15 protein-coding genes and 1 pseudogene are annotated in these 17705 nt (G+C 51.0%); 10 read left to right on the forward strand and 6 right to left on the reverse strand.

Going from position 1 to position 17705, the window contains the following annotated elements; translation table 11 throughout:
- Positions 1-305 precede the first annotated feature (305 nt).
- From yegS to IEV89_RS16700, 4 genes are all read left to right on the forward strand, one after another.
- Complete coding sequence (gene yegS / locus IEV89_RS16685; protein ID WP_188474690.1) at positions 306-1205, forward strand: lipid kinase YegS; 900 nt, start codon at positions 306-308, stop codon at positions 1203-1205.
- A gap of 219 nt (positions 1206-1424) precedes the next feature.
- Complete coding sequence (gene manD, locus IEV89_RS16690; protein ID WP_188474646.1) at positions 1425-2639, forward strand: D-mannonate dehydratase ManD; 1215 nt, start codon at positions 1425-1427, stop codon at positions 2637-2639.
- A gap of 11 nt (positions 2640-2650) precedes the next feature.
- Complete coding sequence (locus IEV89_RS16695) at positions 2651-3676, forward strand: Zn-dependent oxidoreductase (protein ID WP_188474647.1); 1026 nt, start codon at positions 2651-2653, stop codon at positions 3674-3676.
- A gap of 135 nt (positions 3677-3811) precedes the next feature.
- On the forward strand, positions 3812-5101 hold the full coding sequence (locus IEV89_RS16700; RefSeq protein ID WP_188474648.1) for an MFS transporter: 1290 nt from the start codon (positions 3812-3814) through the stop codon (positions 5099-5101).
- A 141-nt stretch (positions 5102-5242) separates the two neighbouring features.
- On the opposite strand, the gene IEV89_RS16705 is transcribed toward IEV89_RS16700, so the two are convergent.
- A complete protein-coding gene (locus tag IEV89_RS16705; RefSeq protein WP_188474649.1) occupies positions 5243-5482 on the reverse strand; it encodes a hypothetical protein in 240 nt (79 codons plus the stop codon).
- A 188-nt stretch (positions 5483-5670) separates the two neighbouring features.
- Between IEV89_RS16705 and IEV89_RS16710 the strand changes: the two genes are divergently transcribed.
- Both IEV89_RS16710 and IEV89_RS16715 read left to right on the forward strand, forming a co-directional pair.
- Entirely contained in the window at positions 5671-6054 is a 384-nt protein-coding gene (locus IEV89_RS16710) for a YgiW/YdeI family stress tolerance OB fold protein (RefSeq protein WP_188474650.1), read from the forward strand.
- 71 nt (positions 6055-6125) lie between these two features.
- Positions 6126-7148: pseudogene (locus IEV89_RS16715) on the forward strand (transposase).
- Between the two features lie 42 nt (positions 7149-7190).
- Here the strand turns inward: IEV89_RS16715 and IEV89_RS16720 are convergent.
- Together IEV89_RS16720 and IEV89_RS16725 are read right to left on the reverse strand one after the other, a co-directional pair.
- Positions 7191-8495 carry an Nramp family divalent metal transporter gene (locus IEV89_RS16720; RefSeq protein ID WP_188474651.1) on the reverse strand — a complete coding sequence of 435 codons (1305 nt, stop codon included), beginning with the start codon at positions 8493-8495 and terminating at the stop codon, positions 7191-7193.
- A 304-nt stretch (positions 8496-8799) separates the two neighbouring features.
- Positions 8800-9612 (reverse strand): IclR family transcriptional regulator, encoded by an 813-nt coding sequence (locus tag IEV89_RS16725; RefSeq protein WP_188474652.1) that lies wholly within the window; start codon positions 9610-9612, stop codon positions 8800-8802.
- Between the two features lie 274 nt (positions 9613-9886).
- Between IEV89_RS16725 and IEV89_RS16730 the strand changes: the two genes are divergently transcribed.
- The 4 genes from IEV89_RS16730 to IEV89_RS16745 all read left to right on the forward strand — a co-directional run bounded on the left by IEV89_RS16730 (position 9887) and on the right by IEV89_RS16745 (position 14598).
- Positions 9887-11425: a sugar ABC transporter ATP-binding protein gene (locus IEV89_RS16730; RefSeq protein ID WP_188474653.1), complete on the forward strand. Its 1539-nt coding sequence runs from the start codon at positions 9887-9889 to the stop codon at positions 11423-11425.
- Positions 11426-11493: 68 nt separating this feature from the next.
- Positions 11494-12579: an ABC transporter permease gene (locus IEV89_RS16735; protein ID WP_188474654.1), complete on the forward strand. Its 1086-nt coding sequence runs from the start codon at positions 11494-11496 to the stop codon at positions 12577-12579.
- Between the two features lie 25 nt (positions 12580-12604).
- A complete protein-coding gene (locus tag IEV89_RS16740) occupies positions 12605-13711 on the forward strand; it encodes an ABC transporter substrate-binding protein (RefSeq protein WP_188474655.1) in 1107 nt (368 codons plus the stop codon).
- A 14-nt stretch (positions 13712-13725) separates the two neighbouring features.
- On the forward strand, positions 13726-14598 hold the full coding sequence (locus IEV89_RS16745) for an SMP-30/gluconolactonase/LRE family protein (RefSeq protein ID WP_229746503.1): 873 nt from the start codon (positions 13726-13728) through the stop codon (positions 14596-14598).
- Between the two features lie 125 nt (positions 14599-14723).
- On the opposite strand, the gene IEV89_RS16750 is transcribed toward IEV89_RS16745, so the two are convergent.
- From IEV89_RS16750 to IEV89_RS16760, 3 genes are all read right to left on the reverse strand, one after another.
- On the reverse strand, positions 14724-15524 hold the full coding sequence (locus IEV89_RS16750; protein ID WP_188474657.1) for a pyrroline-5-carboxylate reductase family protein: 801 nt from the start codon (positions 15522-15524) through the stop codon (positions 14724-14726).
- A 33-nt stretch (positions 15525-15557) separates the two neighbouring features.
- On the reverse strand, positions 15558-16715 hold the full coding sequence (locus IEV89_RS16755; RefSeq protein ID WP_188474658.1) for a M20 aminoacylase family protein: 1158 nt from the start codon (positions 16713-16715) through the stop codon (positions 15558-15560).
- A gap of 72 nt (positions 16716-16787) precedes the next feature.
- Positions 16788-17501 (reverse strand): GntR family transcriptional regulator, encoded by a 714-nt coding sequence (locus IEV89_RS16760; RefSeq protein ID WP_188474659.1) that lies wholly within the window; start codon positions 17499-17501, stop codon positions 16788-16790.
- Between the last annotated feature and the right edge of the window lie 204 nt (positions 17502-17705).

Genomic DNA, 17705 nt, shown 5'->3' on the forward strand with positions numbered 1-17705 from the left:
CCCTTGAGCTGGTTTTTCTTTTATATTCCTCTTTTAATTTTTTCTGGTTTTTTATTTAATTCACTTACTTGATCACGTGAAAATAAATCTCTCGCCTAATACATTTTACTTAACCGATATCTTTTCTTTTTCCTCAATATCAGCCCTATAAATAAGAGACCTTATTTAAAATGATCAGGGAATAATTTTGTCATTTCCGCTAACATTAACTGATTATTCCGATAGCTTTAATGCGGGATTGTCCTCTATGTTTATGGGTAAAGTCTGAACTTTGTAGCCGACAGGAGGCATTCATGAAGGAAAGCATGGAAGAGACACCGAGCGCGCTTTTGATTTTAAATGGCAAGGGGGCAGGCAGTGACGCGCTGCGTGATGCGATTCATACCTTACGCGCAGAAGGGGTCCGCCTTGAAATCCGTGTTACCTGGGAACACGGCGATGCTGCCCGCTACCTGGCTGAAGCCGTAGCTTTAGGCTGTGAAACGGTGGTCGCTGGGGGCGGTGATGGCACATTCAATGAAGTCGCGACGGCGCTCATTAATCTGCCCGAGGGAACGCGTCCGGTGCTGGGTTTATTACCCCTTGGTACTGCCAACGACTTTGCTACCAGCTGCGATATTCCTATGGTGCTGGAGCAAGCATTGCAGCTGGCGATAAAAGGCCGCGCGGTGGACATCGACCTCGCACGCGTCAATGAAAAACACTATTTCATTAATATGGCGACGGGCGGTTTTGGTACTCGCATTACCACTGAAACGCCTGAAAAGCTGAAGTCCGCACTGGGTAGCGTCTCCTATTTCATTCATGGTCTGCTGCGCATGGACCAGCTTAAAGCCGATCACTGTAAAATCACCGGCCCAGATTTCTCATGGGAGGGAGAAGCGCTGGTTATCGGCGTTGGCAACGGGCGTCAGGCCGGTGGCGGCCAGAAAATCTGCCCTGACGCGCTGATTAACGACGGTTTACTTCAGTTGCGCCTCCTCACTTCCGAAGAGTTGTTGCCATCATTTATTCGCAGCATTATGAATAATGAAGAGAACAACAATGGGCTTTCCGCCTCGCTGTCGTGGCTGGAAATCAACGCACCACATAGTATGACCTTCAATCTTGATGGCGAACCGCTGAGTGGTACCCAATTTCGCATTGAGGTGGTGCCAAACGCCCTTCAGTGCCGCTTGCCCCCGCAGTGTCCTCTATTAGGTTGAACGATCGCTGACGAGGCTATTACCCCACGTCTCCCGTTCTCCCCCATGACAGGGGAGAACAAAAATGCGCCATCTTCCCCACCCACTTCCCCTAACCTTTACGCTAAAAACTGTGATCTTCTCCCGCAAATTTCAATAAGCATACTTGTATGGTAGTTTGTATTTCGCGTATTTTTCATTCAATGAACTTAGCCGTTATCTCTGCAAAAGGTTTGATTGATGAAAATTGTTAACGCTGAAGTCTTTGTTACCTGTCCGGGACGTAACTTTGTCACGCTGAAAATCACTACCGACAGCGGCCTGACCGGCCTCGGTGATGCCACACTCAATGGTCGCGAGTTGCCGGTCGCATCCTATCTGAAAGATCACGTCTGTCCGCAGTTGATTGGCCGCGACGCCCATCAGATTGAAGACATCTGGCAGTTCTTCTACAAAGGTGCCTACTGGCGTCGCGGGCCCGTCACCATGTCGGCCATTTCGGCGGTCGATATGGCACTGTGGGACATCAAGGCCAAAGCCGCCAATATGCCGCTGTATCAGTTGCTCGGTGGCGCGTCACGCACTGGCGTGATGGTTTACTGCCACACCACCGGCCATTCCATTGATGAAGTGCTGGATGACTACGCCAAACACAAGGCGCTGGGCTTTAAAGCCATTCGCGCCCAGTGCGGCGTACCGGGCATGAAAACGACTTACGGCATGGCAAAAGGTAAAGGTCTGGCTTATGAGCCAGCCACTAAAGGCGTCTGGCCAGAAGAGCAACTGTGGTCCACCGAAAAATATCTCGATTTTACCCCGAAACTGTTTGAAGCCATACGCAATAAGTTTGGCTTTGACGAGCACTTACTGCACGACATGCACCACCGACTGACACCGATTGAAGCCGCGCGATTTGGCAAAAGTATCGAGCAATATCGTCTCTTCTGGATGGAGGATCCTACCCCCGCCGAAAATCAGGCGTGTTTCCGCCTAATCCGTCAGCATACCGTGACGCCGATTGCGGTTGGCGAAGTGTTCAATAGTATCTGGGATTGCAAGCAGCTGATTGAAGAGCAGTTGATCGACTATATCCGCACCACACTGACCCACGCCGGTGGCATTACCGGCATGCGCCGGATTGCGGATTTCGCATCGTTGTATCAGGTCCGCACCGGCTCGCACGGCCCGTCAGATCTCTCGCCGGTGTGTATGGCGGCCGCCCTGCACTTCGACCTGTGGGTACCGAATTTTGGCGTGCAGGAATACATGGGCTATTCCGAGCAAATGCTGGAAGTCTTCCCACATAGCTGGACCTTCGATGACGGCTATATGCATCCGGGTGAAAAACCGGGGCTGGGGATCGAGTTTGACGAAAAACTGGCAGCGAAATATCCGTATGAACCGGCGCATCTGCCGGTGGCCCGTCTGGAAGACGGTACGTTGTGGAACTGGTAAGGAAATCAAAAATGAAAAGCATCGTTATACAACAACCAGGAAAACTGGTGATCGAGCAACGTGCCTTGCCGGTACCTGCCGCCGGTGAGGTACGAGTTCGGGTGAGTTATGCCGGGATCTGTGGCTCGGATGTCCACATTTATCACGGCCACAATCCGTTCGCGAAATATCCGCGCGTGATCGGCCATGAGTTCTTCGGCCATATCGACAGTGTGGGTGAAGGCGTCGAAGCATCGCGCATCGGTGAACGCGTCGTGGTCGATCCGGTGGTCAGCTGTGGCCACTGTTATCCTTGCTCTATCGGCCGACCAAACGTATGCACTGAATTGCAGGTGATCGGTGTGCATCGGGACGGCGGTTTCAGCGACTACGCCTGTGTGCCTGCGGTCAACGCCTACGTGGTTCCACCAACCATTTCCGATGAACTTGCCAGTATGGTCGAACCTTTTACCATCGCGGCGAACATTACGGCGTTCCTGAAACCTCAGCCACAAGATACCGCGCTGATTTACGGTGCCGGCCCCATGGGTCTGACGGTTATCCAGGTATTAAAGGGGGTTTATGGCGTGCAAAAAGTCATTGTGGCAGACCGCATTGACGAGCGTCTGGCCATGGCGAAACAGAGCGGCGCAGACTGGACCATTAACAATCAACATCAATCCGTGGCTGACATACTGGCCGTCGACGATATACGCCCGACAATCGTTGTGGATGCTGCCTGCCATCCGGCGATTTTACAGGAAGCCATTTTACTGGCCTCCCCGGCAGCCCGTATTGGCATGATGGGCTTCTCAGGTGAAGCCAGCAGCGTGACTCAGCAAAGTATTACCAGCAAAGAAATTTCACTGTTCTCGTCGCGCCTTAATAGTCACCGCTTCCCGCAGGTGATTGAGTGGATGAAGCAGGGAAAAATTGCTCCGGAAAAACTGGCCACGCACTGGATGCCCGCGACGGAGGTGGAAGCCGCCATGCATTTGTTTGAAAAAGATCCACGTGCCTGCTGCAAAGTCCTGTTGAAATTCCCGCTGGATGGCTGACTCGCCACTTATTACTCAGGAAGGATGTCTTTTCATCCTTCCTATTTTAATACCTGTAATACCCGTATGTTATTCATTTTATACAACACCCTACAGTACGCATCACTATTATAAATAAGACCAAGTGGAGCCTTTATGTTTAAAAATCTACGCTGGATCATCGTGTTCCTATTATTTATGGTTTACATGATTAATTACCTCGATCGTGTTGCACTGTCGATCACCGTACCAATGATAGAAAAAGAACTGACGATTAACCCAGAGCAATTTGGCTTAATATTTGGTAGCTTCTTCTTCGGCTACGCAATATTTAACTTCCTCGGCGGTTTAGCCGTGGATAAATTCGGCCCGACCATTGTGATGGGGTTAGCCGTCGGAATGTGGTCACTATTTTGTGGAATGACCGCCATTGCCACCGGCTTTTATTCCATGCTTATTTTGCGGGTATTATTCGGTATGGCCGAAGGGCCTATCTGCGCTTCTGCCAATAAGATGATCAACGGCTGGTTTCCGAAGAAACAGGCAGCCACCGCCATGGGATTACTCAGCGCGGGTTCGCCGTTAGGTGGCGCGGTGGCGGGTCCTATTGTCGGTTATTTGGCGATCTCCTTTGGCTGGCGCCCAGCCTTTATGGTGATTGCTTTAATCGGTATTATCTGGATGGTTGTCTGGTTCTTCACCGTGGCGGATAATCCATTAAAAAGTAAACGCGTTTCGCAGAACGAATTACGTTTGATTGACCAGATGAAAAATGAAAACCTGAGCAAAGAAGAAGATTTAGCCCAGGCTGCGCATGGTTTAGGGTATTACTTGCGCCAACCGATTATTCTGGTCACCGCCTTTGCCTTCTTCTGTTACAACTATATTTTATTCTTCTTCCTCAGCTGGTTCCCGGCCTATCTGGTACAGGCTCACGGCTTGAATATTAAAGAGATGAGCCTGACGACCGTGATCCCATGGATTGTTGGGTTTGTCGGGCTGGCGCTGGGAGGGATTATTTCCGATAAAATATTCAATATTACTGGTCGCTTGTTACTGTCGCGGAAAATAATATTGGTAGTCAGCCTGTTAGCAGCAGCAATTTGTGTGGCTCTGGCCGGTGTTGTCACTAGCGTGATACCCGCAGTGGTGCTGATGTCTATTTCTATCTTCTTCCTGTATACCACCGGGGCGATTTACTGGGCGATCATTCAGGATGTGGTCCATAAATCACGCGTAGGCGGCACCAGCGGGTTTATTCATCTTGTCGGCAGCGTGTCCGGGATTATAGGCCCGGTAGTCACCGGTTACATTGTGCAGAATACTGGCCGCTTCGACAGCGCCTTTATCCTTGCCGGTGGTGTCGCCGCTCTTGGTGCCATTCTGGTGTTCTTCGTCATTAAGCCACCTAAACACCAGCCCGTTAATGGTGTCACTCAGTTATAAATCGGCCTTCTCTGCCGGAATCAAAAACGCCTTCTCTTATCGGAAGGCGTTTTTGTCTCGTCGTCTCTCTCACCGCCGCATCAACTTAGGTCAAAGCTGCCTGCTGTGAGCTCAACATCGTGAAATAACCGCACCACGGCGTTAACGTTGAATTTTGTCCATTTCTGAAGACCACTGTGCAATCTGCTCAGGGGATAAAAACTCGACCGTTTCACTCTGCTGCCCATCTTGCCCTTTTACAATACTGGCAATACAGGGAAATTTTTCAGGCATCTGCCGTTGCAGTTCGCGCTCCTGCTGATCAGGGCTTAGCGTATCCGTGTTGAGAAAGTCTTCTAACATCCAGGTACGGTATTGCATTGGGGTTTTCAGTAGCTTCATAAGCCCTCAGAGTCTTTGGTACACAAAGAACAGATGCTACAGGATACTGACTGCCATTAAAAATGGGCTGTGGCGATTTGGGTCTTCCCCGATCATTGTGGCGATAATATTTTCTCTTAAGATTATGTTAAGATTTCCTTGTTAAATTCTAGGTTCTGAAACGGAATACATAAATAAGGATATAAGTCATGAATAAAACGTTAATTGCAGTCGTACTGGCAAGCCTTTCTTTCGGAGTATTTGCACAACAGTCGGGTTTTGTTTCTCCAGATAATACGGGTTACACACAGGGCGGATTTAAAGGTCCAACCCCCGGACTTTCAAATATTCAGCAGGCAAAATCGCTCAGGGATGATTCCTGGGTTGTGCTTGAAGGCAACATTGTTAGACAGATTGGGCATGAGCTTTATGAGTTTCGTGACAGCAGCGGATCGATTAATGTTGATATAGACGATAAACGCTGGCAGGGACAAAGCGCTACGCCATCAGATAAAGTTCGTCTTGAAGGTGAAGTCGACAAAGACTGGAACAGCGTTGAGATTGATGTAAAAAATATTCGAATTTTAAAATAATTTTACTTCCTGAAGATGCTCCCCAGCGTATGATCCTAATTGTTCAACAATAGAGCTGTTAGGCAATCATCGTGAACGACAAATCTCTTTATGCTCATATAATTAACCTGTCGGCACCGTGGCAGGTTAATTATCTATCTCTCGATAAAAAAGCCAGATCTGTCACGGTTACTGCGGTATCGCTGAATATAAGAAGTTAACCTGTCCGACCTGCGGTAAATCCTGCCCCATACATGATCACCGACTCCGTAAATGGCGTCATCTTGATACCTGCCAGTTCACTACCCTAGTTGAGGCGGATGTTCCTCGTATTGACTGTCCTGAACACGGTTGCCAGACAATGCCAGTCTCCTGGGCTAGCCCCGGAAGTCGGTACACGCTGTTGTCCGAGTTATTTGTAATCTCATGGTTCAAAATTAACACGGTAGACGCCGTCAGAAAACAACTTAAGCTAAGCTGGAATGCCGTGGATGAAGTCGTCTTCAAAAAAGGTCATTAGTACGTCACTGTAATCTCCGACCGTCAGGACAGGGCACTAAAGCTGACCGATAACCGCGGCGTTGAAAGTCTAGCCAGCTACCTGTGTTGCTTGAGTGACCGCCAGTTGGACGAGATAAAAACGCTGTCAATGAACATGAACATGGCCTATCAGCACAGCTCGGATCCACCTTCCGAATACCGTGGAGAAAATAGCATTCGACCACTTTCATGTGGCAAAAATGCTCTGCGCCGTTGTTGATAAAAAACGTATGGCTGAAATGAAACAGACCCCACCGTCAGACAGAAAAGGGGCTCATCGTTCGCGCTATCTGTGGCAGCGACGTTATGACGCTCATAGCCGCAGGCTGTAGCAGGAAGGGATATTAATGGCAAAGCATAGCGAAATACCGCTTATGGCAAGCGTTGGCAGGATGGTAGCAAAGCGCCTTTACGGCATCCTCAATGCGATGAAAAACAGGGTATCGAATGGCAATGCAGAGTCACTGAACAACAAAATACGGCGGCTCAGGATCAAGTCACGAGGCTTCAGGAATAAAGAACGGTGCAAACTGGGTGTGCTGTTCCACTACCGAAGGCTGAACATGGCGTTCTGAGTCTCCCACCACAGCAGCAGGGGAAGACCCGACTATTTTCAGTTATCCAAGACCCGGAATATTCAGCCCGAAAATCTGCAATAGCAACACGATATTCAACACAATGATGACCACAGTGCCAACCGCGGAAACCAATACGGTCAGGCGGCTATTTACAAATTCGCCCATGATGTCGCGCCGGCGGGTAAACATCACCAGGGCAATCATCGGTGCTGGCAATGCCAGACTCAGTACCACTTGGCTATAGACCAGAGCATCGGTCGCATTTACGCCCATACCGACCACAATAAAGGCAGGCACCATGGTCACTAAACGGCGCAACCATACCGGAATGCGAAACCCCACAAAGCCCTGCATGATCATCTGACCGGCCATCGTGCCGACAACAGAGCTTGAGATCCCCGAGGCAATGAGCGAGATCAGGAATACGCCGGCCGCGCCAATGCCCAGCAAGGGAGTCAACGTATGGTAAGCGGTTTCGATTTCAGCTACCTCACTGTGACCGGAGTGGAACGCGCTGGAAGCCATGATCACCATCGCGATATTCACCAGCCCAGCCACGGTCAGCGCAATCACCACTTCGATATTAGAAAAGCGCAGCACTCTGCGGCGTTCGCCTTGATTTTTGACCTGAATACGGTGCTGGGTGAGGCCCGAATGCAGGAAAATGGCGTGTGGCATCACCGTTGCACCGATGATCCCAACGGATATGGTCAGCGCCTGGGCATCAGGCAGTTGCGGCATAATCATGCCCATACCGGCGGCGGCCCAGTCTACCGGCACGATAAACATCTCCACCAGGTAGCAAAGTGCGATGACAGCCACCAGCCCGCCAATCATCAGCTCAAGCGGCCGGAAACCACGCTTTTCCACCATCAGTAAGACGTAAGTGATAACCGCCGTCACGCCCATTCCCGCCAGCAGCGGCATATTGAACAGCAGCGAAAGCGCGATCGCGCCGCCAAGGAACTCGGCTAAATCGGTGGCCATCGCCGCAACTTCGCTGACGCCCCACATTCCCCATACAACCGGCTGCGGAAGCTGTTCACGACACATCTCAGCCAGATTTTTATTGGTGACGATCCCAAGCTTGGCCGACAGCGCCTGAAACAGCATCGCAATCAGGTTCGCCATCACCACCACCCACAGCAGCGTATAGCCATATTTCGATCCGGCCTGGATATTGGTGGCAAAATTCCCGGGATCCATATAAGCAATCGATGCGATAACCGCAGGACCGGCAAACAACAATGGGGTCATCATTCCGCGCTTACGCCCGGAGAGTGCATTGCCAATGGCTGTGTTGGTCCGCTCAGTCATTGAGGAGGAGAGATTTACTTCGCGCATGATGCTGCTTGCCCTGTGTTGGATGCATTGGTGATGAATACATTATTGTGCTGTTCGATTCTCATTCGACAACATCAAATATAGCACTGGCTATACTCTATAGAGCAAGCTCAGTTTGAGCCTGGATTGCGCCATTCTGTATCAAAATATGACTCGATAGAGCAAGTGGCGTGATAAAACACACCGACAATGAGCTAACGTGATCTGCGCCCTCAGTTAACCTTGCCACGCATCAAAGACTCACAATGTTAAACGCAGAAGCGATATTCATCGGTGTCAGTTTCAACCCGGTAGATCCCCTGGTTTAAGAAACAAAACCTATTTCATGCGAAATGCGCTGCGCGATATCTTGAACGGCGCTGATCAGCGCTTTTGCGCCCACATGCTTAAGCTTGGCCGTTGGCAAAGAGACAGAAACGCTGTACTTAACGTTATGATGTATATCAAAAACAGGGGCAGCAATACAGGACACGCCAAGCTCTTTCTCTTCCCTGTCCATCGCTAATTTTAGCCGACGGATATCCTCCAACTCTTCAAGCATTTTGGGCAGTTCGGTGATCGTATTTCGGGTGAAAGCCTCAATAATATCTCGGTGTGTAAGCCAATAATTCGCCGCAAACTGACTTTTCTCGTAGGCCATAAAAACCTTACCCATCGCTGAGCAATAAAGCGGCATGTGCTGGCCAATATAGGCACGGGTACGCATCATCCCAGTGGTCGGTTCTAGCTTGTAGATAAGCAGAATGTGGTCATCTTCACGGGTCGAAAAATTGACCGTTTCTCCGGTGATCAGATTCAACTGTTCAAGATGCGGCGCGGCCACATGGATGATATTGAGCGAAGAGAGTGCTTTTTGTCCGATCGAGATGAGTTTCGTCGTCAAACGATAGCTCCCAGGCGAGGGAGCGGGCGTCACGTAACCGCTGGCATGGAGCCCCTGCAATAGCCGATGGACCGTACTTTTGTTCATTTCGGCCAACTCGGCTAAATGAGCCAGTGGGCATCCGTTAGGAAAATTGCCCAGCAGCTCAATCAATTGAAGGCCCCGAAACAGGCTCTGGCTACCCAGAGTTTTCTCTTTTTTCGTTTTGTCATCTTCCGCTGTTATCAGATTCATTCCACGCATCCTTTACGTCCAGTAAATATCAGACTAGCACGCTTCACATTGTTAAATGAAAGTGTGTTACCGGTCACATTTAAGCAACATAATATTTAAGTCATTGATTTAAAATCAAAATAAAAACATCTGCATCTTTGATTATTTTTCATATTGGGCATAGTATTTTTGAAATCAGGTTTCGCATACTGAAATATACAGTGCGATAGTAGACCAGGCATTCGGTACTTTCCATTTTTTCGGTAAACCCGTATGGCGTTAAAAGGGCGTAAAGATGCAAAACGATAATCATCCAGGCAACGATCGGCCAATTCTGTCCCTTAACCACATTGTTAAACGCTTTGGCGGAAACCTAGCGGTCAATGACGTCAGCCTGCAGGTCATGCCCGGCGAAGTATTGGCGCTACTGGGTGAAAATGGTGCGGGCAAGTCGACGCTCATTAAAGTGCTGGCTGGCGTTTACCAACGAGACGGCGGTGAGATTTTATTTCAAGGGCAAAGCATCAACTCCGCCGCGGAACTTAAAAACGGTTCCAGACAGCCGATCGCTTTTATTCATCAAGACCTCGGACTGATTGAATGGATGACCGTTGCCGAAAATATGGCGCTGGTCATGGGTTTTCCACGCCGAATGGGCCTGATTAACTGGAAAGCTATCCGCCAATGTGCGCTCGATGCGCTGAAAGACGTGGGGATTGCGCTCGATCCTGATGCCCGCGTGTTTGAGCTGTCGCGCACAGAGAAATCCCTGCTGGCCATCGCCCGCGCGGTGGCAGTGAACGCCGAACTGCTGGTATTGGACGAACCCACTGCCTCACTGCCTGCTAACGACGTCCGACACCTGTTTGCGGTGATAAACCGCCTGCGGGACAAGAAAGTCGGCATGATCTACGTGACGCATCGGCTGGATGAAGTGATTGAAATTGCCGACAGCGTGTGTGTTATGCGCGACGGGCGCTATGTTGCAGGCGGAAAAACCTCTGAATATTCTCTGCGCGATTTGGTTCATATGATTGTCGGAGAGAGCGTCGATGAAGACCAACGTGAACCTCTGCCCGTCAATAAGCCTCCTGTTTTACAGCTCAATAATGTGTCTGTGGGTGAAATTGGCCCCGTTTCTTTTTCTCTGCAACCGGGTGAAATGCTGGCATTGGCCGGGCTGCGTGGTGCCGGTCAGGAAGAGATTGGGCGTTTACTTTTTGGGCTGCGTGAAACAAACGCTGGCGGCATCACTTTCCGCGGCCAACCTTACGCGGTGAACACTCCGGCTCAGGCTATCCAGAGAGGCGTGTCTCTCGTGGCCGGTGACCGTACCGGAGAGAGCCTGGTGATGACCATGAGCGTCCGAGAAAACCTGTTTCTTAACCCTTGCGCCGTCGGACACAAACTGTTTTCACGCTACAGCCACCGCCAGGAAATGGGGGCGAGTTGGTGGAAAGTGCAACTTTTTGATATTCGCCCGAAAGATGTCAATGCCACCGTCAGTGCCCTGTCCGGAGGTAATCAACAAAAAGTGGTCATGGCACGTTGGATGAACCTCAACGCGCCACTGCTTATCCTTGAAGATCCTACCGCTGGCGTTGACGTCGGTGCACGTGCCGAAATTTATCATCTGCTGAATAAGTCACTGGCCGAAGGCGTAGCGGTATTGATTATTTCCACCGATTTCGAAGAGATCGCACACATCTGCAACCGTGCGTTGGTATTTAACCGCGGCAAAGTGGTCGGCGAGCTCAAAAATGAACGCGTTTCGTTTGCCAATCTTTTGGAGTTGGCCTCTGCCAGCACAGAGAAAACAGTCGCAGCATCCTGATGTCACGTATCAACCACCGATTCTATCTGGCTAAAGCGTTTAATAAGCACCATGAGGCGTAAAATGTCATGTCAAAAACATCTGTAAAATCAACAGCACTAGAGCAGCGCGTCAACCTTCGAGAGCATGGCGCAGGCCCATGGAGTATGCAGATCCTCACCCGTTACGGTCTGCTGCTGCTGTGCATCGTACTGGTCATTTTCTTCTCTCTGACGACACCCGCGTTTGCCTCGATGCTCACTCTGCAAGCCATTCTTTCGAGCAAGTCCAAGATTGCTCTCCTGGCGCTGGCAGCAACCATTCCGATGATTGTTGGCAAAATTGACCTCAACGTCGGCTTCGGCATTGTGCTTTGGCACATTCTTGCCATCACGCTTCAAGTGCAGTACGGCTTTTCGTGGGAGTTTGCCGTGTTAACCGTGCTGGTGCTCTCAGCACTTTACGGACTGCTGAACGGTATTTTAGTCGCGCTGGCCGACATCGACAGTTTTGTTGCCACGCTGGGTTCCGGCACGGTGATCTACGCCATTGCCCTTTGGCACTCTGGCGGACGCCAGATAGTCGGTGATCTGCCCGATGCGTTTACGGCCATTCACCATACTGAAATTGCGGGCATTCCCATTGTGGCGTTCTACGTTCTCCTGGTCGCCGTGGTGTTGTGGCTGGTCACCGAACACACACCGCTTGGGCGCTGTATGTATGCGGTGGGGGGTAATCCGGCAGCAGCAAGACTGAATGGCATTTCAGTCACGCGTTACACCATCGGCGCATTTATCGCCTCCAGCGTGTTGACCGGTTTTACCGGCGTGTTAATCGCCTCAGAACAGGGCGTGGGCCAGGCCAGCGTCGGCATGGACTATCTATTACCGGCGCTGGTCGGCGCATTTTTAGGCAGTACAACGATCAGACCCGGTCGAGTTAACGTCTGGGGAACGGTGGTCGGTATTACCGTGCTGGCGATCGGTATTGCCGGTATCCAGCAGTTTGGTGGCGACTTCTGGGTCGAACCACTGTTCAACGGCGTGACGCTGCTGCTGTCCATTACTATCGCGGGCTACGCCCAGCGCCGCCGGTTGCTAAACCAGAAAGCGGTGCAACGCAGTCAGGCTGTTATTAAAAAAGAGTCATCCCCTGCCCCAAAAACCGATATATGACCTTAAGTCACACTGGAGAAAAACAATGAAATCAAAAAACCTCTTCGTCGGAATCGTATTAAGCAGCGCCCTGTTCAGCAGCTCTGTCGCATGGGCAGATGCCTATTTGGATCAGGCTAAACTGGCGGTAGAAAAAGCCACAGCCCCGGTCACTCAGTGGGACGGTCCCACTACCGGGCCAAAATTGGAGGCAGGTAAACGCATCATCTTTATTGCCTCGGATATGAAAAACGGCGGCGTTCAGGGCGTACAGCAGGGAATGAGTGAAGCCGCCGCCGCCGCCGGATGGAAACTTGAAACCCTCGACGGTGGTGGCTCTATCAAGGACCAGCTCTCTTCGCTAAATCAGGCTATTGCGCAAAAGCCTGACGGTATCGTCATTGGTGGCTGGAATCCCAACGTGGCTAAAATTCCGTTGAAAAAAGCCATCAGCGAAGGCATCACGCTGGTTGCCTGGCACGCCGTACCTGAGCCTGGCCCGATCCCTAAATACAACATTTTCTACAATGTGACCTCCGACTCAAACCAGGTGTCCCAAATCGCGGCGCAGTACGCAATAGTCAAATCGAACGGTCACGCAAAAGTCTTGATCTTCACTGATTCGCTGTACCAAATCGCCCTTGATAAGGCCAACGTGATGAAGAAGGAGATTGAGAAATGTAGCGGCTGCCAGGTTCTTGAGTTCATCGACACCCCACTGGCGGATACGGCCAACCGCATGCCGTCAATGACGTTTAGCCTGCTGCAAAAATATGGCGATAAATTCCAGTACGCACTCGCCATCAATGACCTCTACTTTGACTTTATGGCACCTTCGCTGAAAACCGCAGGTAAAGGCGGTGATAAAGCCCCGTTTAATATTTCTGCGGGTGACGGCTCAATCTCTGCCTATCAGCGCATTCGCTCCGGCGATAGCCAGTCAGCCACCGTGCCAGAACCGTTGAAACTGCACGGCTGGCAACTGCTGGATGAATTGAATCGCGCCTTCGCCAAACAGCCACCTTCAGGCTACGTGACGCCAGCGCACCTGGTCACTCGCGATAATATCGGCAACGATGGGGGTAAAAATAATATGTTTGATCCACAAAACGATTATCAGGGTCATTACAAAGCCATCTGGGGCGTGAAGTAATGAGGAATCAGGTGGTGTCTGGCCTGAGCGCACCGGCAGTTGCACTCGAGAATAAGCCAGAGAAGCTCTGTTCACCGGCCATCTGGGCCGAAGGCCCGGTGTGGTTACCGCGCGAAAATGCGCTGGTGTTCAGTGATGTTAAAGGCAACCGCATGTTCCGCTGGTCGGCGCGTGACGGGGTCAGCGTATTTCGCTCATCGTCCAATTTCACCAACGGTAATGCCCTTGATTCTGAGGGACGGATCATCAGCTGCGAGCACGGAAGACGCGGGATCAGCCGCACGGAACACAACGGTGAGATCACGATGTTAGTTGAACGCGTGGACGGTAAACGTTTCAACTCGCCCAACGACGTGGTGGTACGTTCTGATGGCACTATCTGGTTTACCGATCCTCCCTACGGCATCATTAATGATGAAGAAGGATACAAATCGGAGAGTCAGGTGATCGGCTGTTACGTTTACTGTTTCGATCCTCGTGATGCCTCGTTGAGCATTGCCACCAGTGACGTGCAGCGTCCTAATGGACTGGCATTTTCGCCGAATGAAAGCCTGCTCTACGTCGCCGACATGTCAATTGTTGACTTTCCGACGCTGGGCCGCAGAGAGCTGAGGGTCTTCCCTGTTGAGAAAAACAAACTGGGAGCCGGGACGTTTTTCGCGCAGGTTGAACCTGGTATCCCGGACGGATTTTGCGTTGACGGTCAGGGCAACATTTTTTGCAGTTGCGAAGACGGTATTATTATTTTCGACCCACAAGGCAACCAGACCGGCAAAATTCCAGTGCCAGAACGCGTGTCCAACTGTACGTTGGGCGGCGAACACCGTAATGAGCTTTATATTACGGCCACAACCTCACTCTACCGTATCCGCTTGACGTCCGCATAACCCGTTTGGTGAGCACATCGCGCGCTCACCAAACTTTTTCGGCAACATGTTGGGTTACCCCCCAATTCATCATTCGGCCGAAACCTTAAAAAAGCATGACACTCAGGGAGAGCGCTTTACACCGCCTAATGACCCGAAAGCTCGGTGGTTCTTCTTACCGCGGTCATCACACTACGCTGTAATCCGGCGGCAAAGTCGCTGTTATTGAGTTCATACAATCCGTTAATCCCAACGCCAGCGGGCGAATTATTGATATCCATTAACTGGCGCGGGTGCTTGTCGCTGATTTTTAGCATTTCTACGCCACCGACCAAATTTTCCCACACCACTTTGGTCGCCTGCGGGCGGGATAATCCGCTCAGGACACCGGCATCGGCCAGCGATTCGATAAAATAATAAACATAATTGATCCCGGCGACCGCAAAGCCCGTGAAAGCATCAATCAGGCGCTCTTCCAGCAGCATGACTTTGCCAAAGCTTTCCAAAAATGGCATCAGAGGTTCGGCTTCAACCTGTTGATTAAACACCACACCGCTGTAACCATAACCGGTATCGGTCAGGGTATTAGGGATCATTCGCACGATCGGACGTGTGGCGCCGAACAGGGTAGCCAGCCGTTCTAGCGTGACTCCAGCGATAATCGAAATAATCGTCGCCTGGGGTGATGCGTACTGGCCGATATGGCGTGCAACACCGTCAATATCATCCTGCGGACGCACGCCAATCACGATGTAATCTGCGGCAGCAAGAGCGTCGATTTCACTGTGCGTTGAACTCAACTGATAGCGTTCCCGTAGCCTGGTGATGCGCTCTGGATCGATATCTGCAAGCGTAATGTCCCGCGCAGAAACTGCCTTGCGGCTCAGTGCCGCGCGGATAATCGCCTCGGCCATCTGACCGGCACCGACAAAATGAATTTGACTCATGGATAACTCCGTTAAGGTGAAAACAGTGGGGCATTATTTCTTCAACGATCTCTCCACCAGCGTCGCCCAGATGCCGATACCCAGCGGGATCAGATCGTCATTAAAGTCATAACGTGCGTTATGCAGTGAGGCCGAAGGCTTGGCTCCATCGGCGCCCAGCCAAAAATAAGCACCGGGACATCGCTCAAGCAAATAGGCGAAATCCTCTGCCGCCATCGATGGGGCATTGTTGAAATGTACCTGCTGAATACCGGGGGTATTCTCCGCGGCTTCACGTAAAATATGGGCCTGTGCCGGATGGTTTTTGGTCACCGGATAACCGAACTCCCAGCGAACTTCCCCTATGACACCATAGGGCAGCGGCACCGCTTTGGCATACTCTTCAATCAACCGCCAGCATGTCATCCGCACTTCGTTGCTTAAGCAGCGCAAAGTACCTGACATATGCAGCGTCTCTGGGATAACGTTGATTGCCTCGCCCGCCTGAAGCTGGGTCAGGCTGATCACCGTTTGCTCCAGTGGCGACAGGCGGCGGGAAATCAGGCTTTGCAGCGCAAGAATCAACTGCGCGCCCGCCACCACCGGATCGGCCCCTAATTCAGGCATTGCCGCATGGCAGCCTATTCCGGTCAGTGTGATGTAGAAATTGTCCTGTGAGGCCATCATCGGCCCCTGACTTACCGCGACTTCCCCTACCGGCAAACCTGGCCAGTTATGCATAGCGTAAACGTCCCGCATCGGAAAACGTTCAAACAGCCCTTCATTCACCATCATCTGCCCACCGCCGGCGTTCTCTTCGGCGGGCTGAAAAATAAAGTGTACGGTGCCGCGAAAATGGCGGGTTTCACTCAGATAGCGTGCCGCGCCCAATAAAATGGCGGTATGACCATCGTGACCGCAGGCATGCATCAAACCCGGGTTCTGAGAAATGTGCTCGAAATCGTTGAGTTCCTGAATCGGCAAGGCGTCAATATCGGCACGCAGGCCAATCGATGGCCCGTCGCCATTACGCAACGTCGCGACAATGCCGGTTTCGGCGATCCCGCTCTGTACTTCAAGGCCAAAAGCGACCAGCAGTTCATTGATTTTTTGCGCCGTGTTCTGTTCTTTCAGGCCCAGTTCAGGCCGGGTATGGAAATCCCGTCGCCAGCCCTTTGCCTGGTCAATAATATGTTGAGAAATGGCAGCCATAGATCCTCTGTGGTGGTCTGTATTGATAGGCAGGTGGCTTTTCAGACCGGCGCATAGTGCGAAACAACAACGTCACAGTGCCTGTTTCTTGCCAAAATAGATCCTCGCCAGCCCTTCTTTGGTGACTTCAACCGCATGTTCCGCACTGAGTGAGACATGGCGTTCAATTAATTGCGCGCCTTTTTCTACATCGCGATGACGCAGCGCAGAAATAATGTCGACATGCTCATCGTAGGCATTAATACGCCGGCTCGGTGTTTCCAGATCAATACGGCGGAAGAAACGAATTAAGGAGTTAAGGCTGTCGAGCATTTCGTACAGGCGCGAGTTTTGCGAAATACGGGCGATTTCCATATGAAACCATTCATCCGCCTGCGCAATGTCAGACCAGTCGGTGATCTCACTGGTATCAGACTGCTTTTGGCTGACCTCTTCCCAGATCACGGCTGTTGCGGCAATGTCTTCGTCGCTGGCACGTTGGCAGGCAAAGCGGAATGTCGCCTGCTCAATCACCATGCGCACCTCATACAGTTCCCGCACACCTTCTGGCGTAATATCTCGTGCATAAAATCCGCGATTGGGCACGAAACTCATAAAACCGTCTTTAGACAGGCGGGTCAGCGCCTCACGCACCGGTGTTCTCGACACCCCCAGTTGACCGGCAAGCTCAACCTCATTAACACGCTCGCCGGGGCGAAAATGGTAGTCGATGGCCAGCAGCTTCACTTTTTCATACACTTTTTCTACGCTATCCGCGCTGCGGGACTTTTTCTTGGGAACGATCACGTTGTCTCCTTTTCTACTTAATCTTCTGATGACGCTATTATTTTTGTCACTCTTTAGAACGTGATTTTTAAAAACCTAAGCAGGGATAAAATGACAGATAACGTTTTAATTGATAGCACAGTGATAAAGTCGGCTCAACATAAGATTGCATACACTTTTGCATTCACTAAAACAACCCATTGTTTTACATGTAATTAATATCCA

The sequence above is a fragment of the Hafnia psychrotolerans genome, assembly GCF_014639435.1.
Lineage (GTDB): Bacteria > Pseudomonadota > Gammaproteobacteria > Enterobacterales > Enterobacteriaceae > Ewingella > Ewingella psychrotolerans.